The sequence below is a fragment of the Paraburkholderia sp. J8-2 genome (genome assembly GCF_905220195.1).
GTDB lineage: Bacteria > Pseudomonadota > Gammaproteobacteria > Burkholderiales > Burkholderiaceae > Paraburkholderia.
This window is the reverse complement of sequence record NZ_CAJMZA010000032.1, coordinates 15,456-34,462: the sequence shown is the minus strand read 5'-3', so window position 1 is coordinate 34,462 and position 19,007 is coordinate 15,456. Positions and strand designations below refer to the sequence as shown.

Annotated in this window: 15 protein-coding genes; 6 read left to right on the top strand and 9 right to left on the bottom strand. The window is 65.1% G+C overall.

The features are described 5' to 3' along the window. The first annotated feature begins 9 nt into the window (after positions 1-9). Together U5A52_RS36230 and U5A52_RS36225 are read left to right on the top strand one after the other, a co-directional pair. Positions 10-663 carry an ABC transporter permease gene (locus U5A52_RS36230; RefSeq protein WP_321915056.1) on the top strand — a complete coding sequence of 218 codons (654 nt, stop codon included), beginning with the start codon at positions 10-12 and terminating at the stop codon, positions 661-663. Then, entirely contained in the window at positions 660-1,829 is a 1,170-nt protein-coding gene (locus U5A52_RS36225; protein ID WP_321938857.1) for an ABC transporter ATP-binding protein, read from the top strand. The genes U5A52_RS36230 and U5A52_RS36225 overlap by 4 nt, the downstream gene beginning before the upstream one ends. A 23-nt stretch (positions 1,830-1,852) precedes the next feature. Here U5A52_RS36225 and U5A52_RS36220 read toward each other — a convergent pair whose 3' ends face one another. Then, on the bottom strand, positions 1,853-3,937 hold the full coding sequence (locus U5A52_RS36220) for a TonB-dependent receptor (RefSeq protein ID WP_415774108.1): 2,085 nt from the start codon (positions 3,935-3,937) through the stop codon (positions 1,853-1,855). 343 nt (positions 3,938-4,280) lie between these two features. Here U5A52_RS36220 and U5A52_RS36215 point away from each other — a divergent pair, with 343 nt between their 5' ends. From U5A52_RS36215 to glgX, 4 genes are all read left to right on the top strand, one after another. Next, positions 4,281-4,700 (top strand): DUF6632 domain-containing protein, encoded by a 420-nt coding sequence (locus tag U5A52_RS36215; RefSeq protein WP_321938855.1) that lies wholly within the window; start codon positions 4,281-4,283, stop codon positions 4,698-4,700. A 236-nt stretch (positions 4,701-4,936) separates the two neighbouring features. Next, entirely contained in the window at positions 4,937-6,472 is a 1,536-nt protein-coding gene (locus tag U5A52_RS36210; protein ID WP_321938853.1) for a methyl-accepting chemotaxis protein, read from the top strand. 145 nt (positions 6,473-6,617) lie between these two features. Beyond that, a complete protein-coding gene (locus U5A52_RS36205; protein WP_321915061.1) occupies positions 6,618-6,941 on the top strand; it encodes an antibiotic biosynthesis monooxygenase in 324 nt (107 codons plus the stop codon). Between the two features lie 299 nt (positions 6,942-7,240). Continuing rightward, positions 7,241-9,418 carry a glycogen debranching protein GlgX gene (glgX, locus tag U5A52_RS36200; RefSeq protein ID WP_321938851.1) on the top strand — a complete coding sequence of 726 codons (2,178 nt, stop codon included), beginning with the start codon at positions 7,241-7,243 and terminating at the stop codon, positions 9,416-9,418. A 102-nt stretch (positions 9,419-9,520) separates the two neighbouring features. On the opposite strand, the gene U5A52_RS36195 is transcribed toward glgX, so the two are convergent. From U5A52_RS36195 to U5A52_RS36160, 8 genes are all read right to left on the bottom strand, one after another. Then, on the bottom strand, positions 9,521-10,354 hold the full coding sequence (locus U5A52_RS36195) for a M55 family metallopeptidase (RefSeq protein ID WP_321938849.1): 834 nt from the start codon (positions 10,352-10,354) through the stop codon (positions 9,521-9,523). Beyond that, the gene (locus U5A52_RS36190) at positions 10,351-11,427 is read right to left on the bottom strand and encodes a P1 family peptidase (RefSeq protein ID WP_321938847.1); all 1,077 of its coding nucleotides are present in this window, start codon (positions 11,425-11,427) and stop codon (positions 10,351-10,353) included. The genes U5A52_RS36195 and U5A52_RS36190 overlap by 4 nt, the downstream gene beginning before the upstream one ends. Then, positions 11,424-12,317 carry a glutathione ABC transporter permease GsiD gene (gsiD, locus tag U5A52_RS36185; protein ID WP_321938846.1) on the bottom strand — a complete coding sequence of 298 codons (894 nt, stop codon included), beginning with the start codon at positions 12,315-12,317 and terminating at the stop codon, positions 11,424-11,426. The genes U5A52_RS36190 and gsiD overlap by 4 nt, the downstream gene beginning before the upstream one ends. Positions 12,318-12,324: 7 nt before the next feature. Next, a complete protein-coding gene (gene gsiC, locus U5A52_RS36180; protein WP_321938844.1) occupies positions 12,325-13,245 on the bottom strand; it encodes a glutathione ABC transporter permease GsiC in 921 nt (306 codons plus the stop codon). Positions 13,246-13,314: 69 nt separating this feature from the next. After that, the gene (gene gsiB, locus U5A52_RS36175; protein WP_321915094.1) at positions 13,315-14,838 is read right to left on the bottom strand and encodes a glutathione ABC transporter substrate-binding protein GsiB; all 1,524 of its coding nucleotides are present in this window, start codon (positions 14,836-14,838) and stop codon (positions 13,315-13,317) included. A gap of 108 nt (positions 14,839-14,946) precedes the next feature. Next, positions 14,947-16,848 (bottom strand): dipeptide ABC transporter ATP-binding protein, encoded by a 1,902-nt coding sequence (locus U5A52_RS36170; protein ID WP_321938842.1) that lies wholly within the window; start codon positions 16,846-16,848, stop codon positions 14,947-14,949. Positions 16,849-16,895: 47 nt separating this feature from the next. Continuing rightward, complete coding sequence (locus tag U5A52_RS36165; RefSeq protein ID WP_321915068.1) at positions 16,896-17,891, bottom strand: isoaspartyl peptidase/L-asparaginase; 996 nt, start codon at positions 17,889-17,891, stop codon at positions 16,896-16,898. After that, positions 17,888-18,829 carry a MurR/RpiR family transcriptional regulator gene (locus U5A52_RS36160; RefSeq protein ID WP_321915070.1) on the bottom strand — a complete coding sequence of 314 codons (942 nt, stop codon included), beginning with the start codon at positions 18,827-18,829 and terminating at the stop codon, positions 17,888-17,890. The genes U5A52_RS36165 and U5A52_RS36160 overlap by 4 nt, the downstream gene beginning before the upstream one ends. Positions 18,830-19,007: the final 178 nt, after the last annotated feature.

The window sequence follows — 19,007 nt, the reverse complement described above, 5'->3', positions numbered from 1 at the left end:
GGAGCCCGCATGAACGTATTCGACTATCTCGCTTCGAACTGGCCCGAACTGCTGCAACTCACGCTGCAGCACCTGTACCTCGTAGGCATTGCCGTGGGCTGCGCGATTGTTGCGGGCGTACCGCTCGGCGTGCTGATCAGCCGCCACGACTGGCTCGCCGCGCCGCTGCTGGGGCTCGCGACCATCATCCTCACGCTGCCCTCCATCGCGCTATTCGGCCTCATGATTCCCGTGTTCTCGCGCTTCGGGCAGGGTATTGGCGCGGTGCCCGCCATCACGGCCGTCTTCCTCTATTCGCTGCTGCCCATCATGCGCAATACGTACCTCGCGCTGCGCAACGTCGACGCTGGCATCAAGGAAGCCGGCACCGGCATTGGCATGACGTCGTGGCAGCGCCTGCGTCTCGTCGACTTGCCGCTGGCCGTGCCCGTGATTCTCGCGGGCGTGCGCACCGCGGTCGTCATGAACATTGGCGTGATGACCATTGCCGCCGTGATCGGCGCGGGCGGGCTCGGCACGCTGATCATCCGCGCCATTGGCCAGAGCAGCATGATGAAGCTGCTCGTGGGCGCGGTGCTCGTGAGCGTGCTCGCGATCGTCGCCGACCTGTTGTTGCAGATGCTGCAGCGCGCATTGACACCGAAAGGAGTACAGAAGACATGATCGAACTCGACCAACTCACGAAGACCTTCACGCAGAAAGACGGCCAGGCCGTGCGCGCCGTCGATTCGGTGAGCCTCTCGGTGGCCGAAGGCGAGATCTGTGTGTTCCTCGGCCCCTCGGGCTGCGGCAAGACCACCACGCTCAAGATGATCAACCGGCTGATCGAGCCGACCTCGGGCCGCGTGCTCATCAACGGCGAGGACACCACGGGCCTGAACGAAGTGGATCTGCGCCGCCGCATTGGGTACGTGATCCAGCAGATCGGCCTCTTTCCGAACATGACGATCGAAGAGAACATCACGGTCGTGCCGCGCCTGCTCGGCTGGGACAAGAAACGCTGCGCCGGGCGCGCGGCGGAACTGATGTCGATGGTCGCGCTCGACCCGAAGCTGTATTTGAAGCGCTATCCGCGTGAGCTTTCGGGCGGGCAACAACAACGCATCGGCGTGATACGCGCGCTGGCCGCCGACCCGCCCGTCCTGCTCATGGACGAGCCGTTCGGCGCGGTCGATCCGATCAATCGCGAAACCATCCAGAACGAGTTCTTTCAGATGCAGCGGCAACTGAAGAAGACCGTCATCATGGTGAGCCACGATATCGACGAGGCGATCAAGCTGGGCGACCGCATTGCCGTATTCCGGCGCGGCAAGCTCGTGCAATACGACCATCCCGACACCCTGCTCGCGCGCCCGCACGACGACTTCGTCGCACAGTTCGTGGGCCAGGACAGCACGCTCAAGCGCCTGCTGCTCGTGAAGGCCGGCGACGCGGCCACGCAACCGGAAACCGCACGCATGAACACGCCGCTCGCCCACGCGTTCGCCGTGATGGACGAGGCCGATTGCCGCTACCTCACCGTGCTCGACGACGCGCGGCATGCGCTCGGTTTCGTGGCGCGGCGTGCCGCGCGCGGCGCCGAAGGCGTGTGTGGCGAACGCATCACGCCGTTCCCGGCCACGGTTTCCGTCGACGACAACCTGCGCATCGTGCTCTCGAAGATGTACCAGTTCCGCGCCTCGTGGATGCCGGTGCTCGACGCCGAAGGCGCCTACGTTGGCGAGATCACGCAGGATTCGATCGCCGACTATCTGAGCTCGGGCCGCTCGCGGCAGCAGACCGGACAGCCGCCGGGCGCGGCGGTGCGGCCGGTGGCTGCCATCGCGTGAGCGGCGGGTCATGCCAAAACGCGCTAGAACGTGGTGCGCAATCCGACCATGACACTGCGCCCGCCCTCGGGCGCGATGTCGCGCACCACGGAACTCGCATAGCGCACGTCCTGATTCGTGAGATTGTCGCCGCGCACGTACGCAAGCCAGTTCGTTGCGCCCACATGGAACTTGTACGTGAGCGCCAGCGCAAGCGTGGTGTAGCCTGCCGTCGGCAAATCGTCTTCGGGCACGCGGTTTTGTGCCCATGCGTGCACGAGTTCGGCGTGCGCGCCGAACGGGCCGTAGCCGTAGTCGGCGTTCAGCGTCGCGCGCAACGGCGCAATGCGCGGCAGCGGCGCGCCCGTGTCCGCGTTGCGCGCGTGCGTATAGTCGGCGGTCAAGCCAACGTCGAGACGATGTGCGCCGCGCTCGAGCACCCGCCAGCGCCCTTCCAGTTCCACGCCATAGAACTCCGCGGGCACGCCGCGATAAACGGCCTCGTTGAGCGCATCCGCGGTGCCGGCGGGCACGGGCGTGTCGTCGTCGCTCACGAGGCGGCCCGTGTTGTACTCCGTGAGGTAATTGCGAAAACGGCTGTAGAACACGCCCGCGCTCGCCTTGTTCGCACCGCGCGCATAGCGCAGCGAGAGATCCGTGGAAATGGCCTTTTCCTTCTGCGCGTCGGGGTTGCCGATCAAATACTGGCCGGTCGCGTCGTGCGGGCCGTTGGCATAAAGCTCATAGAAAGTCGGCGCGCGCTCGGTGTACGCGACGTTGCCCACCACCGACCATACCGGCGTGAGCTTGTAGAGCGCGCCCGCCGAGAGGCTGCCCGCGTTGAAGTCGCGCGATTGCGCGCCCGCGAACTTCGTGCCGTCTTCGCCCGCCACCGGATCGAGCTTCACATGTTCGATGCGCCCGCCCAAACTCAGCTTGAGCGCCGGCGTCACATTCCACTCCTCCAGACCGAACAGCGCGACATTGGTGGTTTGCGTGGTCGGCACGAGCGCCTCATCGCCCAATGCCGAGAACGTGTTCTGGCTCACCTGCACGCCAAACGCGCCCTCCAGCGGCCCGAGCTTCGCGTGGCGTGCCTCGAGCCGCGCTTCGTAGCCGTGATTGCGGAACGTCGTGCTCGTTTCGCCGTTGTCGATCTCGCGATGTTCGTAGTCCGTATAACCGAAGTCGAACTTGAGCTGGCTGATCGGCCCCTGCAGGTTGCGCACTTCGGAGGCGAGCGCGACGTGGTCCTGATGCATGCGCAGGCGCACGTCGTCTTCGGCCACCGAGCCGTAGTTCGCGTCGAACCCGTTGTACGAGATGCCCGCGTAGCCGTCGGCCCAGGTGTACGACGAGCCGACCGCGCCGCCGTGCCAGCGGCCGTCGCTGTTCGGGATGCTGCCGTAGGGCTCGGCGGCATCGGGGCCGTCCAGCGCGCGTTGCTGCGCCGAGTGCGCGTAGCCGGGTATGCGCTGGTTGCTCGTGTCGCGGTCGAACGCGTCCACGTGGAAGGCGAAACCGCCGTTGCCGCCTTCCACCTGGGCTGCGCCTGCGCGCGCGTCGTTCGCCCCGCCGTAGCTCGCATCCACTGCGCCCGTCACGCCCGAAACCGGCTCGCGCGGAATACGGTTGTCGATCGTGTTCACCACCCCGCCAATCGCGTTGCCGCCGTACAGCAGCGCAGCCGGGCCGCGCACGATCTCGACACGCTCGATCGAAAGCGGGTCTTGCGGCACGGCGTGATCGTATGAGAGCGACGAGGCGTCGAATGCGGCCACGCCGTTTTGCAGCAGGCGAATGCGGTCGCCGTCCATACCGCGAATGATCGGCCGCCCGACCAGCGGGCCGTAGGTCGTCGTCGAAACGCCCGGCAGACCGTCGAGCGTTTCCCCGAGCGAGTTGGCGCGGCGCAGGACGAGCGCATCGCCGTAAAGCGCGGTGGATGGCGTGGTGAGGTCGGTGTTGCCGAGCGGGTTCGCGGTGACGAACACCGGCGCGAGTGTCGCGCCGCCCGTCTGCGTGTCGGCGGCGCTCGTTCCAGGCGATTGGGCATGCGCGAGCACACCGCAAAGCGCGAGCGGCAAGGGAGCGAGCGGCAGGACGCGCGCGAAGCGCAGCCCCGCCAGCAGCGCGGATAAGGACGTAAATGGGATGGTCGCCACGATGTTTTCTTGTTTGCGTCGTTGGAGTGATGGGCGGCGAATGTCCGGGGCCGAGGCGGACGTACGTCGCACAGGGTTGTGGCTGCAGCTCGACGCGAATGTTACGTTATAACATTACTCATTGTGAAGGAAATTTTAACGGAGAGCTTTCAAGCCAGCGCCGCAATGCAAGAGCGAAATATCAGCAAACGTCGCCCATTACCCCCCAAATCGCGTGAACTGCAGCGCTAATCGCAACGGACTTGCACGCGTCACCGCACGCGCGCATATTCCCCATACTGTCGGACGGACCCAACGGGGGCGCGCCATGGATCACTCGATGCGGCTCAAAAGCCTCTCCGCCGCCCTTTACGCGGTCGGCGCGATCGCCACCTTTGGCTTCTACCCACTGATGGTGCTCTGGCCGTCCGGCTGGGCCTGGCACTCGGGCCACTCGGACTACTCGCTGATGATCGTCGGCATCTACGCCACGCTGGGCGTGTTTCTCATGCGCGCGGCGCGGCGTCCGCTCGATCATTTGAGCCTGATCTGGTTCACGGTGTGGTCGAGCGTCGTGCACGGCGCGATCATGACGGTCCAGTCGTTCATGTCGCCCGGCCATCTCGGCCATTTGATCGGCGACGTGCCCGCGCTCTTCATCGTCGCCGCCGTGCTGGCCGCGCTCACGCCGCGCCGCGCGCAAGCGGGCGCGGGCGCCCCGCCCCAATCGAGCTTGCGGACGAATTGACGCGGCGCTCAACCTGGCGGCCTGTTCGCGGCACATGGCCGCGAACAAATGCCCTCCAAACGACCTGTTCGGTAATTATTACAAACCCCATGAATTCTGTAGTAACTTAAAAATATTCGGGTTCACCCTAAATCCAGGCCGCCAGCTGTCGATATGTAAGGTGACGCCCGTTGGCGGCAGCCTGCACCGATGGGCCGCCCCGCTTGCGTTGCCCTTGGTCAAAACGGTACAGACGCATGACACTCACCATTCGAGCGCGCATCGCCCTTACGTTCGCGCTTCTCGCCCTTCTGCTCACGGTTTCCGGCGTTCTTGGCTTCATCAGCACGGAAAAGGCCAATAGCGCCAACCGCGACACCTATCGCAACAAGCTCGCCGAATCCACGGCGATCGACAACGCGGAGATCTTCATCGCGCGCACGCGCCTCGTGCTCGACCGCGTGGCGCTGCACCCCGACGCGCCCTCGGTGCCCGACCAGTTGCAGCGCGCCGCCGGCTTCTTCCAGAACTCCGACGAGTGGTGGACGAAGTTCACGCAAATGCCGCACGAGAGCGACGAGTTGCCGCTGATCGCCGCGACCACCGAGCGGCGCACGGCCATGCGCAACGCGGTAACGGACTTCACGAAGGCACTCGAATCGGGCGACAAGGCCAGCGCCGACAACATCGCGATGACGCAGCTCTCCGACCTTTATAGCGCCATGAGCGCCGCAAATAACGAAGTCAAGCAGCACCTCTACAACAACGCGAAATTGCGTTATGAGGAGGCCGAAGCAAATTTCCATCTGTTCTCGGGCGTGAGCGCCGCGATGGTCGCGCTCGGCCTGCTCGGCGCGGGCCTTGGCTGGGTGATGCTGCGCCGCGCGATCATGGAGCCGCTCAATTACGCGCTCACGAGCCTCAATGAAATCTCCTCGGGCAATCTGAGCCATACCGTGCGCGCGCAGCGCCACGACGAAATGGGCCTGCTGCTCGAAAACATCGAAAAGACCCGCAAGGAGCTGGGCTCCGTAACGGGCGCGGTGCGCACGGGCAGCGAGTCGGTTTCGGTGGCCACGCGCCAGATCGCGGCGGGCATGATCGATCTTTCGGCGCGCACCGAAGAACAGGCCGCGTCGCTCCAGGAAACGGCCGCGAGCATGAACGAACTGACCTCGGCGGTGAAGCAGAACACCGACAATGCGCGCCAGGGCAGCACGCTCGCGCAAACGGCGGCGAACGTGGCGTCGCGCGGCAGCGACGTCGTGCAGGACGTGGTGAGCACGATGAGCGAGATCGAAGGCAGCTCGCACAAGATTTCGGAGATCACGGCCATCATCGAAGGCATTGCGTTTCAGACCAACATCCTCGCGCTCAATGCGGCGGTCGAGGCGGCGCGCGCGGGCGAGCAAGGGCGCGGCTTCGCCGTGGTCGCGAGCGAGGTGCGTTCGCTTGCGCAGCGCTCGGCCGCGGCGGCCAAGGAGATCAAGGACCTCATTGCGAATTCGGTGGCAACCGTTTCGCACGGCACGGAACTCGTTACCACGGCGGGCGCGACGATGGCCGAGTTGCACACGTCGGTGCAGCGCGTCACCGCCATCATGAACGAGATCGCCTCGGCCTCGGAGCAGCAGCAAAGCGGCATCGAGCAGGTCGATACCGCCGTCACGCAGATGGACGAAGTCACACAGCAAAACGCGGCGCTCGTCGAGCAGGTGACGGCTGCGGCCCAGGCGCTCGACACGCAGTCCACCAAGCTCGCCGGCACTGTGCAGGTGTTTCGCGTCGCCTGAGGCGCAAGCTGACGTACGTATGCGGCGCGAGCGCCTTCGCGGCCTCTTATAATCGGAAATCGAAGCTGCGGCGGGCAAGAATGAACACAGGGTTTGTCCCGCCGCCGCGCTTGATCGAGTTTTCGTACGCGAAGAGGAACGCCGCATGTATATCGCCATGAACCGCTTCAAGGTCGCACCGGGCTCCGAGGCCGCATTCGAGGAAGTCTGGGCCACGCGCGACACGCACTTGAAACAAGTGCCCGGCTTCATCGAATTTCATCTGCTCAAAGGCCCGCAACGCGAAGACCACGTGCTCTATGCGAGTCACACGATCTGGGCGAGCCACCAGCACTTCGAAGACTGGACGCGCTCCGAAGCTTTTCGCGCGGCGCACAGAAATGCGGGCAACGCGGGCGGCGCAAACCGTCCGGTCTACCTGAGCCACCCCGAATTCGAAGGCTTCGAAGTGGTGCAGACCGTGAAGTAAGCAGCGCACGCAAAGTCACGCAACCGTATCGGTAAATCCGTGCACGCGCTGTGCCAAAGCTACACGCTCGCAGCGCGCGCCGCCTCCTCGCGCGGCAACGCGCGGCACGATTCACGCGGCGATCGACGGCTGAAAAAAATGCCGCTGCGCCCCGCGCGTACCACGCCCCCCTCCTTGCCTTCCCCTGCAGCGCGTTGCTCAGCGCGCGCTTAGGCCCGAACCTTGCTTGATAGAAGCCCCTGCCCTTGCGCGCAACGGCGTTGGAAGCGCGCGCCACCGCGTCCCCCACCGACGAGCCCATGAAGAAAAAGACCGCTACCCGCATCGTAGAAGGACAGCCGTTTCCACTCGGCGCCACCTGGAACGGACGCGGCGTGAACTTCGCGCTCTTCTCCGCCAACGCGACAAAGGTCGAGTTATGTCTCTTCGACAAGAACGGCCTGCGCGAGCTCGAGCGCATCGAGTTACCGGAATACACCGACGAGGTGTGGCACGTGTATCTGCCCGACCTCGAACCGGGCGCCATCTATGGGTATCGCGTGCATGGCCCTTACGAACCGCAGGCGGGCCATCGCTTCAATCCGAACAAACTGCTGCTCGATCCCTATGCGAAGGCGCACGTGGGCGCGCTGCGCTGGCATCCGGCCGTGTTCGGCTACACCATCGGCAGCCCCGACGGCGATCTCTCGTTCGATACGCGCGACAGTGCGCGCTATGTGCCGCGCTGCCGCGTGGTCGATCAGGGCTTCATCTGGCACCACCCGATGCGCGAGCGCGTAGCGCGCGAGCGCACGATCATCTACGAAACGCATGTGCGCGGCTACACGATCCGCCATCCCGACGTGCCGCCCGAAGAGCGCGGCACCTTCGCGGGCCTCGCACAAACGCCGGTGCTCGAATATATCCGCGGACTTGGCGTGACATCCGTGGAGCTAATGCCCGTCCATACCTTCGTGAACGATTCGCACCTGCTCGAGCGGGGCCTCACGAACTACTGGGGCTACAACACCATCGGCTTCTTCGCGCCGGACCCGCGCTACTCTGTTGGCGCGCATGGCTCGATCGACGAATTCAAGAACATGGTGGACCGCCTGCACCAGGCGGGTCTCGAAGTGATACTCGACGTGGTGTACAACCACACGGCCGAAGGCAGCGAGCTCGGGCCCACGCTCTCGTTCAGAGGCATCGACAATGCTTCGTACTACCGGCTACCTGAAGACAGACGCTACTACATCAACGACACCGGCACGGGCAATACGCTCAACCTCTCGCACCCGCGCGTGCTGCAGATGGTCACGGACAGCCTGCGCTACTGGGTGCTCGAAATGGGCGTGGACGGTTTCCGCTTCGACCTCGCGACGATCCTCGGGCGCGAGCCCTACGGCTTCGACGAAGGCGGCGGCTTTCTCGACAGCTGCCGCCAGGACCCGATTCTCTCGAGCGTGAAGCTGATTGCCGAGCCATGGGACTGCGGGCCCGGCGGCTATCAGGTGGGCGGCTTCCCGCCTGGCTGGATGGAGTGGAACGACCGCTTTCGCGATACCACGCGTGCCTGGTGGAAAGGCGACGAAGGCATGGCCCCCGAACTCGCGACGCGCCTATGCGCCTCGGGCGACAGCTTCAACCGGCGCGGCCGGCGGCCTTGGTCCAGCGTGAACTTCGTCACGGCGCACGACGGCTTCACACTGAACGATCTGGTGTCGTACAACGAGCGCCACAACGAGGCCAACGGGGAGGAGAACCGCGACGGCCACGGCGACAATCTCTCATGGAACTGCGGCGTGGAAGGCCCGACCGATGACCCCGAAATCCGTGCGCTGCGCGAGCGCCAGAAGCGCAACTTCCTCGCCACGCTGCTGCTCTCGCAGGGCACGCCCATGCTGCTGGCGGGCGACGAGTTTGGCCGCACGCAGCGCGGCAACAACAATGCGTACTGCCAGGACAACGAGGTGAGCTGGGTGGACTGGGAGGGCATCGGCGACACGGGCCGCGCGCTCGCCGACTTCGTGCGCAAGCTCACCGCGCTGCGCCACGCGCTGCCGGTGCTGCGCCGCAACCGCTTTCTGATCGGCGAGCACAATGCCACGCTCGACGTCACCGACGTCGAATGGCTTTCGCCTGCGGGCGTGCCGCTCGCCCATGAGCAGTGGGACGATCCCGCCATGCATTGCTTCGGCATGCTGATCGATGGGCGCTCGCAAACGAGCGGCATCATGCGCCTCGCTTCAGACGCGACCATGCTCATCGTGTTCAACGCCTACCACGACGTGGTGGAATTCACGCTGCCTTCGGTGCCGGGCAATGATCAGTGGAACTGCCTCATCGACACGAACATGCCTGTGCGCGACGAGTTGCCCGAATTCGAAGCCGGCGATATTTACCAGGTCACGGGGCGTTCGCTGCTGTTGTTCGCGCTGCATGCACGCGGCGCGACGCAACGCGTGTTCGCCAGGCTGGAGGAAAATCTCACGGGATGAATGACAGGCTTTTTCGCGGACTGGCGGCAAAGCCGCCGGTCCGTTGGGCAACGTGTGGCGGGGCTGACAGTTAGTTGCGCTATGAGGCGAACGACAGTTGCCTCACCGCAAGACCGCTGACATCGCCGACAAGCTATTGAGCGTGCGCACGAGGTACTCGGCGGTTGGCGCCACAAACCGGATCACGCTGCCCGCCGCGCGCTCGACACTTGGCCACTGCGAAAAGAGATCCGCAAGCGCAGGGGTCTGTGTATGCAGTTCGCACGTGCGCACACGTGGCGCCGCGCAGGCGCGGTCCCACCACGCGCCGTCGCTCGCGATCTGCCCCACGGCTTCGCGTGCGGCGTCGCGAATCCGCTCGCGGCTCGCGGCAGGCGTCAGCAGATCGCCGCTCGCGTGGCCGCCGGCGTGCTTCACCACCACGAACTTCGCCTCGGGAAAAACGGGCCGCGTTTCGCGTTCGAACACATCGTCGCCGCTCAGGAGCGCCACCCGTGCGCCGTATTCCTGCGCAAGCGCGCCGTACAGCCCCGCCTCGCCCGTTTCGACGCCATCCACGAGCACGCGTGCGAACGCAAAACTGTTGATGGTATGCGCAAGCATGCCGCGGCTTTGCGCCATGGCGTGATAGCCAATCATGAAAACGAGCGCGGGCCGGTGCTCGAGCCCCGCCATCATGCCGAGCATGCGCGGCTTGCCGAGTATGACGCGTGCGCGCGCATCGATTTCGTCGGGCAGCAGGTTGTTGAAGCCGCCGTGCGAGTCGTTGACCCACACTTCGCTTGCACCGCCCGCGAACGCGCCTTCCACGGCCGCGTTCGCTTCGAGCGTCATCCAGCGGCGGGCGCGTTCATACTCGGGATTGCCGGCGCGCGTTTGCTGAACGTTGAACACACCGCCTATGCCTTCGATATCGACGGAAATCAGTACCTTCACGCTTGCGCCCCGCCTGAAAGCAGATCGGCGAGATCGGGCACGGCTTCGCGCAGAGCGAGACGCACGTGGCCATCGCGGCCCTGCACGGTGCTTGCGCTCCACAAGGCGTCGAGAATCGCTTGCTCGACGCAATCGGCGCTGGCCTGAAACAGCGCATCGAGTTGCGAGTCTGCGAGCAAGGGCGGCAACGCGTAGGTTGGCGCGTCGTGCGCCAGTGTGTATGCCGTGCTGAACGCCAGTGAGATATCGCCGCTGCCGTGTCCATACACGGAGCCCGTGCGCGCGAGGCCCGCTGCCGCGCGCATCGACACGCGCCGAAGCTGCCGCGAGTCGAGCGGCGCATCCGTGGCGATCAGCATGATGATTGACCCCTTCTCGGGCGCCTGTGCCGCGCGATTCGACGCCGCGCGCGCCGCAAGTTCGCGCCCCACAGGCACGCCATCGATCGTCAACATGGGCAGGCGGCCGAAGTTCGCCAGCACGAGCGCGCCCACCGTGTACTGCACGCCCGCGGTCATTACCACGCGCGACGCCGTGCCAATGCCGCCTTTCAGGTCGAAGCTCGACATGCCACGGCCCGCGCCGACACTGCCGCGCGTAAAGTCAGCGCTCATAGCAGAGCAGGCAGCGACATAGTGTGCCTCGGTCACCGCCAGCGCCTGAAGATCGTTCAGATAGCCGTCATTGCATTCGAACACGAGCGGATTGACGGTCGGCAGGCCGCGCCCGATCTGCGGGTTCGCCGCGACCGCCGCACGAATCTGCGCTTGTGCAAGCGCGCCCACGCCGAACGTATTGGTCAGCGCAATCGGCGTTTCGAGCACACCCAGCTCTTCGAGCTGCATGAGCCCGATGCTCTTGCCGAATCCGTTGATCACGCAAGCGCTCGCCGGCACCTTCTCGCGAAAGAGGTCGCGTGCGTGCGGCATCATCACGGTCACGCCCGTTTGCACATCGCCCGCGTCGAGCGTGCAGTGACCCACGCGCACGCCGCTCACATCGGCAATCGTTCCCGTCGCACCGCTCGCCAGTGTGCCGATATGCGGCGCGGCATCTCCGCGATTCTTGCTCATGCGCGGTCCAGTTTCGGGTCGAGCGCGTCGCGCAGGCCGTCACCCAGCAGATTGAATGCGAGCACGGTGAGGAAGATCGCGAGGCTCGGGAACAGCGCGATATGCGGCGACGTGACCATGTCCGCGCGCGCCTCGTTGAGCATGGCGCCCCACTCCGGCGTGGGCGGCTGCGCGCCGAGGCCGATGAACGACAGGCTCGCCGCCGTGATGATCGAGGTGCCGATACGCATGGTCAGATACACGACCACGGACGACACCGTGCCCGGCAGAATGTGCCGCATGATGATCGTCCAGTCCGACGCGCCAATGCTGCGCGCGGCCTCGACATACGTGAGGTGCTTGAGCATGAGTGTGTTGCCGCGCACGAGGCGTGCGAACGCCGGAATGCTGAACACGGCCACGGCGCACACCACGTTGATCATGCCGTTGCCGAGAATCGCCACCACGCCGATGGCGAGCAGGATGCCTGGGAATGCGAACAACACGTCGGCCACGCGCATGGTGATGCGGTCCCACCAGCCTTCGTAGTAGCCCGCCAGCAAGCCGAAGAACGTGCCGACCACGGCGCCGAGCGCCACCGAAAGAAAGCCCGCCGCGAGCGAGATACGCGTGCCCGCGAGAATGCGGCTGAAAATATCGCGGCCGAGCGCGTCCACGCCGAACCAGTGGGCCGCAGAGGGACCCGCATTGAGCGAGTCGTAGTCGAAGTAATTTTCCGGGTCGTAAGGCACGAGATGCGGCGCGAACACCGCGATCACCACCAGCAGCAGCACGAACGCGCCTGCGCCAAGCGCGACATGCTGCTTGCGGAACTTGCGCCAGAACTCGCGCCATGGCGTGCGGATCGCCTCGTCCTGGGCGCGTACGACAACGTTTTGAGTCGTGCTCATGGCGTGCTCACCTGAATCGAATGGTCGGATTGATGACCGCGTACAGCACGTCCACGATCAGATTGATGACGATGAACTCGAGCGAGAACAGCAGCACTTCGGCCTGAATCACAGGGTAGTCGCGCATCGCAACCGAATCGACGAGCAGCCGCCCGAGGCCCGGCCAGTTGAACACCACCTCCACGACGATCGAGCCGCCCAGCAGGAAGCCGAACTGCAGGCCCATCATCGTGACAACGGGAATCATCGCGTTGCGCAGGCAATGCTTGATCACCACCCATTGCTCGGCCACGCCCTTCGCGCGCGCCGTGCGCACGAAGTCTTCGTTGAGCACTTCGACGAACGATGCGCGCGTGAAGCGCGCCATCACGGCGGCCACGGCCGCGCCGAGCGTAATCGAAGGCAGCACGTAACTGCGCCACGAACCGTCGCTCACCACGGGCAGCCAGCCAAGGTGCACCGAGAACAGTTCCATGAGCGCCATGCCGAGCGCGAAAGCCGGAAACGAAATGCCCGACACCGCGAGCGCCATGCCGATGCGATCGGGCCAGCGATTGCGCCACACGGCCGAGACGATGCCGATGGCCATGCCGAACACCACGGCCCAGACCATGCTGGTGAGCGTGAGCAGCAGCGTGGGCATGAAACGCTCGCTAATTTCGGTGATGACCGGGCGCTTGCTGCGCATCGACACACCGAAGTCGCCGTGGGCGATGCGCACGAAGAAATGGAGAAACTGCTGCGGCAGCGACTGGTCGAGGCCGAGATCGGCGCGCACGAGCGCGACCGTGGCGTCGTCCGCCTCGGGACCGGCCGCGAGGCGCGCCGGGTCGCCCGGCAGCAGATGCACGAACAGGAACACCAGGATCGCGACGATCAGGAGCGTCGGCAGGAGACCCAGCGAGCGTTTGACAATGAAATTCAGCATGAGCGCGTTACTGCATCGGGGCGTGCGTGGCGCGCCAGACTCGAACGTTCCGGCGCGCCGCGCAACGCATTAGCGAATCGAGATCTCGTCGAAGTTGAACGAGCCGTCCGGCGCCACATACGCGCCGGCCAGGCGCTTGCTGCGGGCGTACACGACCTTTTCCTTCACGAGGAACACCCACGGCGCGTCGGCCCAGATGCGCTTTTGCGCGTCGGTGTACAGCGCCGTTTTTTGCGCGCGGTCCGTCGTTTCGAGCGCCTTCGCGAGATCCTCATCGACAGCGGGGTTCTTGTAGTACGCGGTGTTCATGAGCTTGGGCGGCCACGACGCCGAAGCGAGCAGCGGCGAGATGCCCCAGTCCGCTTCACCCGTGGACGACGACCAGCCGATGTAATACATGCGCACGCCCGCCGATGCCGCGTCTTGTGCGCTTTCCACGCGCGCCACCGCCGTGCCCGTTTCCAGCGCTTCGACGTTCGCCTTCACGCCCACTTGCGCGAGTTGCTGCTGCACGAACTGAATGGCCTTTTGCGCGGTCGAGTTGTTATACGCCGACCACAGCGTCGTTTCGAAACCGTTCGGGTAGCCCGCCTGCTTGAGCAGTTCGCGCGCCTTGGCCGGATCGTACGGCCACGGGCCGAGCTTGACCGAATAGTCCACGCCCTGGGGCAGCACGCCGTCCGAAGGCAGCGCGTAGCCCGCGAACGCGACCTTCGCGAGCGCGTCCTTGTTGATCGCATAGTTCAGCGCCTGACGCACGAGCGGGTTGTCGAACGGCTTCTTCGCGGTGTTCAGGCTGATATAGCGCTGGATGATCGAGGGCGTGGCGATCAGGTCGACCTTCGGGTTCGACTGGAATGCGCTCGCCTGCTCGAACGGAATGCGGAACGCGAAGTCGGCTTCGCCCGTGCGCATGAGCGCGGCGCGCGTGTTGTTGTCGGCCACCGGCTTCCAGTCGATCTCGTCGATCTTCGGGTAGCCCTTCTTCCAGTAGCCGTCGAACTTGTGCACGACGAGGTCGCCCGCCGGGTCCCACTTCACGAATGCGAACGGGCCCGTGCCTACCGGATGCAGGCCGATATCCTTGCCCCACTTCTTCATGGCCGCAGGCGAAATCATCACCGCCGACGGGTGCGCGAGCACGTTCACGAACGCCGAGAACGGCGCATTGAGCGTGACCTTCACCGTGTACGGGTCGACCACTTCGGTCTTCGCGATGCGGCGGAACATGTTGTAGCGCTTCAGGTGATTCGCCGGGTCCGTCACGCGGTCGAAGTTCGCCTTCACGGCCGCCGCATTGAAGTCGGTGCCGTCCTGGAACTTCACCCCCTGGCGCAGCTTGAACGTGTAGGTGAGGCCGTCGCCGCTCACTTCATAGCTCGTGGCCAGCACGTTGGTGAGCTTCAGGTCCTTGTCGAAACCGAACAGGCCCTGGTAGAACGACTTCGAAACCGCTTGCGAGAGCGTGTCGTTGGCGTCGTACGGGTCGAGCGTCGAGAACGTCGAATCGACGGCCATCACAGCGCGCTGCTCGGCGGCTTGCGCGGCCGTCGCGCCCGCGATCAGCGCGAGTGCGAGCGCGCTGCCCTTCATCCATGCTTTGACTTCATTCATCAATCAGGTCTCCATACCAATGAATCTTGTCGATTCAGCGAAATGATCCAGCTAAAATGCAAACGATTGCTTCGCACAATGGCGTATTCAGTAAGCACCGCCCACCCGATGCTTCGCAACGAAGTGACCGGGACCAACCGGCACGAGCGGCAACACTAGCGGCTCGTCGCCGGGGGCGCGAATCGGGCTCGGCAGTTCGTCGGCGGCAAGCACGCGCTTCGCGTGGCGGCGCGCCGGATCGGCGATCGGCACCGCACCCATGAGCTTCTTCGTATAGGCATGCTGCGGGTTTTCGAACACGGCGCGGCGCGGCCCGATCTCGACGATCTGCCCCAGATACATCACCGCGACGCGATGGCTCACGCGTTCCACCACGGCCATGTCGTGCGAGATGAAGAGGTACGCCACGCCCAGTTCCTGCTGCAGGTCGAGCATGAGGTTGACGATCTGCGCCTGCACGGAAACGTCGAGCGCCGACACCGACTCGTCGGCGACCACGACTTTCGGGTTCATCGACAGCGCGCGCGCAATGGCGATGCGCTGACGCTGGCCGCCCGAGAATTCGTGCGGATAGCGCCCCGCCGCCGATTTCGGCAAGCCCACGCGGTCGAGCAGCCATTCCACGCGCGCCTGCGCTTGCGCCCCCTTCGCGATACCGTGCACGAGCAGCGGCTCCATGATCGAGAAGCCCACCGTGAGGCGCGGGTTCAGCGAGGCGAACGGGTCCTGAAAAATGAACTGGATGTCGCGGCGCAAGGTTTGCAACGCAGGCCCGGTGAGGGTGCTGATGTTCTGGCCGCCGAACTCGATCGTGCCGCTCTGGCTCTCCACGAGGCGCAACAACGAGCGGCCCGTGGTCGATTTCCCGCAGCCGGATTCGCCCACCAGCGCGAGCGTTTCGCCCGCGTGAAGATCGAAGCTGACCTTTTCCACCGCGTGCACACGGCCGGTGACCTTGCCGAACAGACCGCTGCGCACGGGAAATCGCGTGACGAGGTCGCGCACGCGCAGAACTGGCGCAACGTCTGTTTTCGGCGCGTTCGCCTTGGGTTTTGAGCCGGCGGCCGGGCGTGCCGCTTCGTTCATCGAAAGCAGCGAAAACTTCTCCGGCAAGTCGGTGCCCTGCATCGCACCGAGCTTCGGCACGGCGGCGAGCAACGCCTGCGTGTAGCGATGCGAAGGCGCTGCAAAAAGCGTATCGGACGCGCCCTCTTCCACTTTCTCGCCGCGGTACATCACGAGAATGCGGTCCGCCACTTCGGCCACCACGCCCATGTCGTGCGTGATGAAGACAACGCCCATATCCATCTCGTCCTGCAGGCCGCGAATGAGCTGCAGGATCTGCGCCTGAATCGTCACGTCGAGCGCCGTGGTCGGTTCGTCGGCGATCAGGAGCGCGGGCTTGCACGAGAGCGCCATCGCGATCATCACGCGCTGGCGCATGCCGCCCGAAAGCTGATGCGGGTAGCGCTCCATCACGCGGCGCGCCTCGGGAATGCGCACGAGGTCGAGCAGGCGCAGCGTTTCGGCGCGCGCCTGCGTAGCGTTCATCTGCTGATGCAGCGCGATCGCTTCGCTGATCTGGTTGCCCACCGTGAACACGGGGTTCAGCGAAGTCATGGGCTCCTGGAAAATCATCGCAATGTCCGCGCCGCGCACCGAACGCATGGTCGACGCACTCGCACGCGTGAGATCGAGCACGCTGCCGTTGCGCCGGCGCAGTTCGATGCTGCCGCCCGCAATGCTGCCGCCGCCGTGCTCGACGAGCCGCATCAGCGAAAGCGACGTGACCGACTTGCCCGAACCCGATTCGCCGACGATGGCGAGCGTCTCGCCGCGATCGACGTGGAACGACAGATTGCGCACGGCTTCGAACGTGCTCGCGCCGCGCTTGAACGACACGCGCAGATCACGAACGTCGATCACGCGGTTCGGCGGCAACGCGGCCTTTTCTCCGGCCAGTACGGTATCAAGAGAGTGCGAGGACATCTGCACGATGAGGATTCCTTCGTTTGATGCGCAAAGCGATGCGCCGCTTAAGCGTAGATCGACGCAACGGGCGCTTCGCCCACGCGCGCGTAGCCGCGATACATGCCTTCGGTGTTGAACGGCAGGACCACATTACCTTGTGCGTCCACTGCGATCAGGCCGCCGCGGCCGTCAATGCGCGGCAATTGCTCCATCACGACATTCGTTGCTGCTTCGGAGAGCGAAACGCCACGATATTTCATTTGCGCCGCCACGTCGTAGGCCGCGACCATGCGCATGAACATTTCGCCCGAGCCCGTGGTGGACACCGCGCAGGTGGCGTCGTCGGCATAGCAGCCCGCGCCGATCAGCGGTGCGTCACCCACACGGCCCACCTGCTTGTTCGTGATGCCGCCCGTCGAGGTCGCCGCCGCGAGGTGGCCGTGCGCGTCGAGCGCTACCGCCCCCACCGTGCCGTACTTGCGGTTCGGGTCGATCGGCTCGTGCGGCAGGCTTTCTTCCGCTGCCTTTGCTGCGGCCTTCGCCTCAAGCGTTGCCCCGTCGTGATCGAGCATCGCGCGCGCTTCGCCGCGTGCGAGCTGCCACTGGCGGTAGCGCGCGTCGGTGTGGAAATAGCCGGGATCGACGAATTCGAGGCCCTGTGCCGCTGCAAACGCCTCCGCGCCTTCGCCCGTGAAGAGCACGTGCTCGCTCTTCTCCAGCACGCGGCGCGCCGCCAGCACCGGATTGCGCACGCGCTTCACGCAGCACACCGCGCCCGCTTCGAGCGTGCGGCCGTCCATGATCGAGGCGTCGAGTTCGTGCGTGCCGGCAGACGTGAACACCGCGCCATGGCCTGCGTTGAAAAACGGGCAGTCTTCGAGCAGGCGCACCGCTTCTTCGACTGCGTCGAGCGCGCTCCCGCCTTCGGCCAGGATGCGCTGGCCGGCCGCGAGAATGCGGCTGAGCGCTTCGAGATACTGGGCTTCGACTTCGGGCGCCATCGAGGCGCGCAGGATCGTGCCGGCGCCGCCGTGAATGGCAATGACTGCATTCGATTTCATGACTTCTTTTTCGTGGGGGAAGACGGGGCCGAAGGCGCGGGGCTCGCCTGCGCCGAGGTCGAGGAAAGCCACGGCAGCACCGATTCGGTGATGGCCGCAGCGGCAACGACGGAATCTTTCGCGCGCAACGCCACGGCGTCGCACAGCGCTTCGATGACAGCCAGCACCGCGGCTTCCGAGTTCGCCGCGAGGCGCCGTTCGGAGCGGATCAGCAGCATGAGATCGGCGAAGCGCGCGAGCGGCGAGTCGATGCTGTCGGTGAGCGCGAGCACGCGTGCGCCGAGCTTCGCGGCGTGGCGCGAGAGCTTGATCGTGTCGTCCACGTAGCGCGGAAACGCAATGCCGATCACGAGATCGTCCTTGTTCGCGCCGAGCAGCCGGCGCGCGGAATGCGTGGGACCGCCGACCGAGGAGAGCGCCTGCACGTTGTCCAGATAAGGCAGTAGCGCGTTCTCCATGATCCCGGCGAGAAACGCGCTCGTGCCCGAGCCGATCACGTACACGCGGCGCGCGCAAAGAATCGCGTCCACGGCTGCGGCGGCCGCTGCGCTGTCGATCGACTGGCGCGACAGGCGCAGGTTCGACTCGGCCTGCTCGAGCGACGCGCCGAACAGCTCCGCGCCGCTCGTGGGCGACTCCTGGGCGCTGCGCAACCGCTCGACCGGCGCGAGCGTGGCCTCGAAGCCTCGCACGAGCGCCTCGCGAAACTGCGGATAGCCGTCGAACCCGAGCGAGCGAGCAAAGCGGTTGGCCGTGGCCACCGAAGCGCCCACCGCGCCCGCGAGTTCGTCGATTCGCATCGTCGCGGCATGGAACAGGTTCGCGAGCACGTACTCAGCCATGCGCCGGTGGCCGGGCGTGAGAACGGGCATCGCGGCGGTGATGCGCGCGACGATCTCGGCTTCGGGCGTGTCGGGAATTGACGGTCGGGTTGGCATACGTGGGCCGGAGTGAGGACGGCGAGTCCGTAAATGAAATTACATGAACGGATCTTAGTGAAAATTAATTTTCATCGCGCCCCGGGTTTACCCTATCCGAGAGAATCTAAAAGGAAATTAGCTTGACCGGGCGCAACGAGGCGCAAATTTGCGCGCCTCGAGCACGTTGCATGATTTT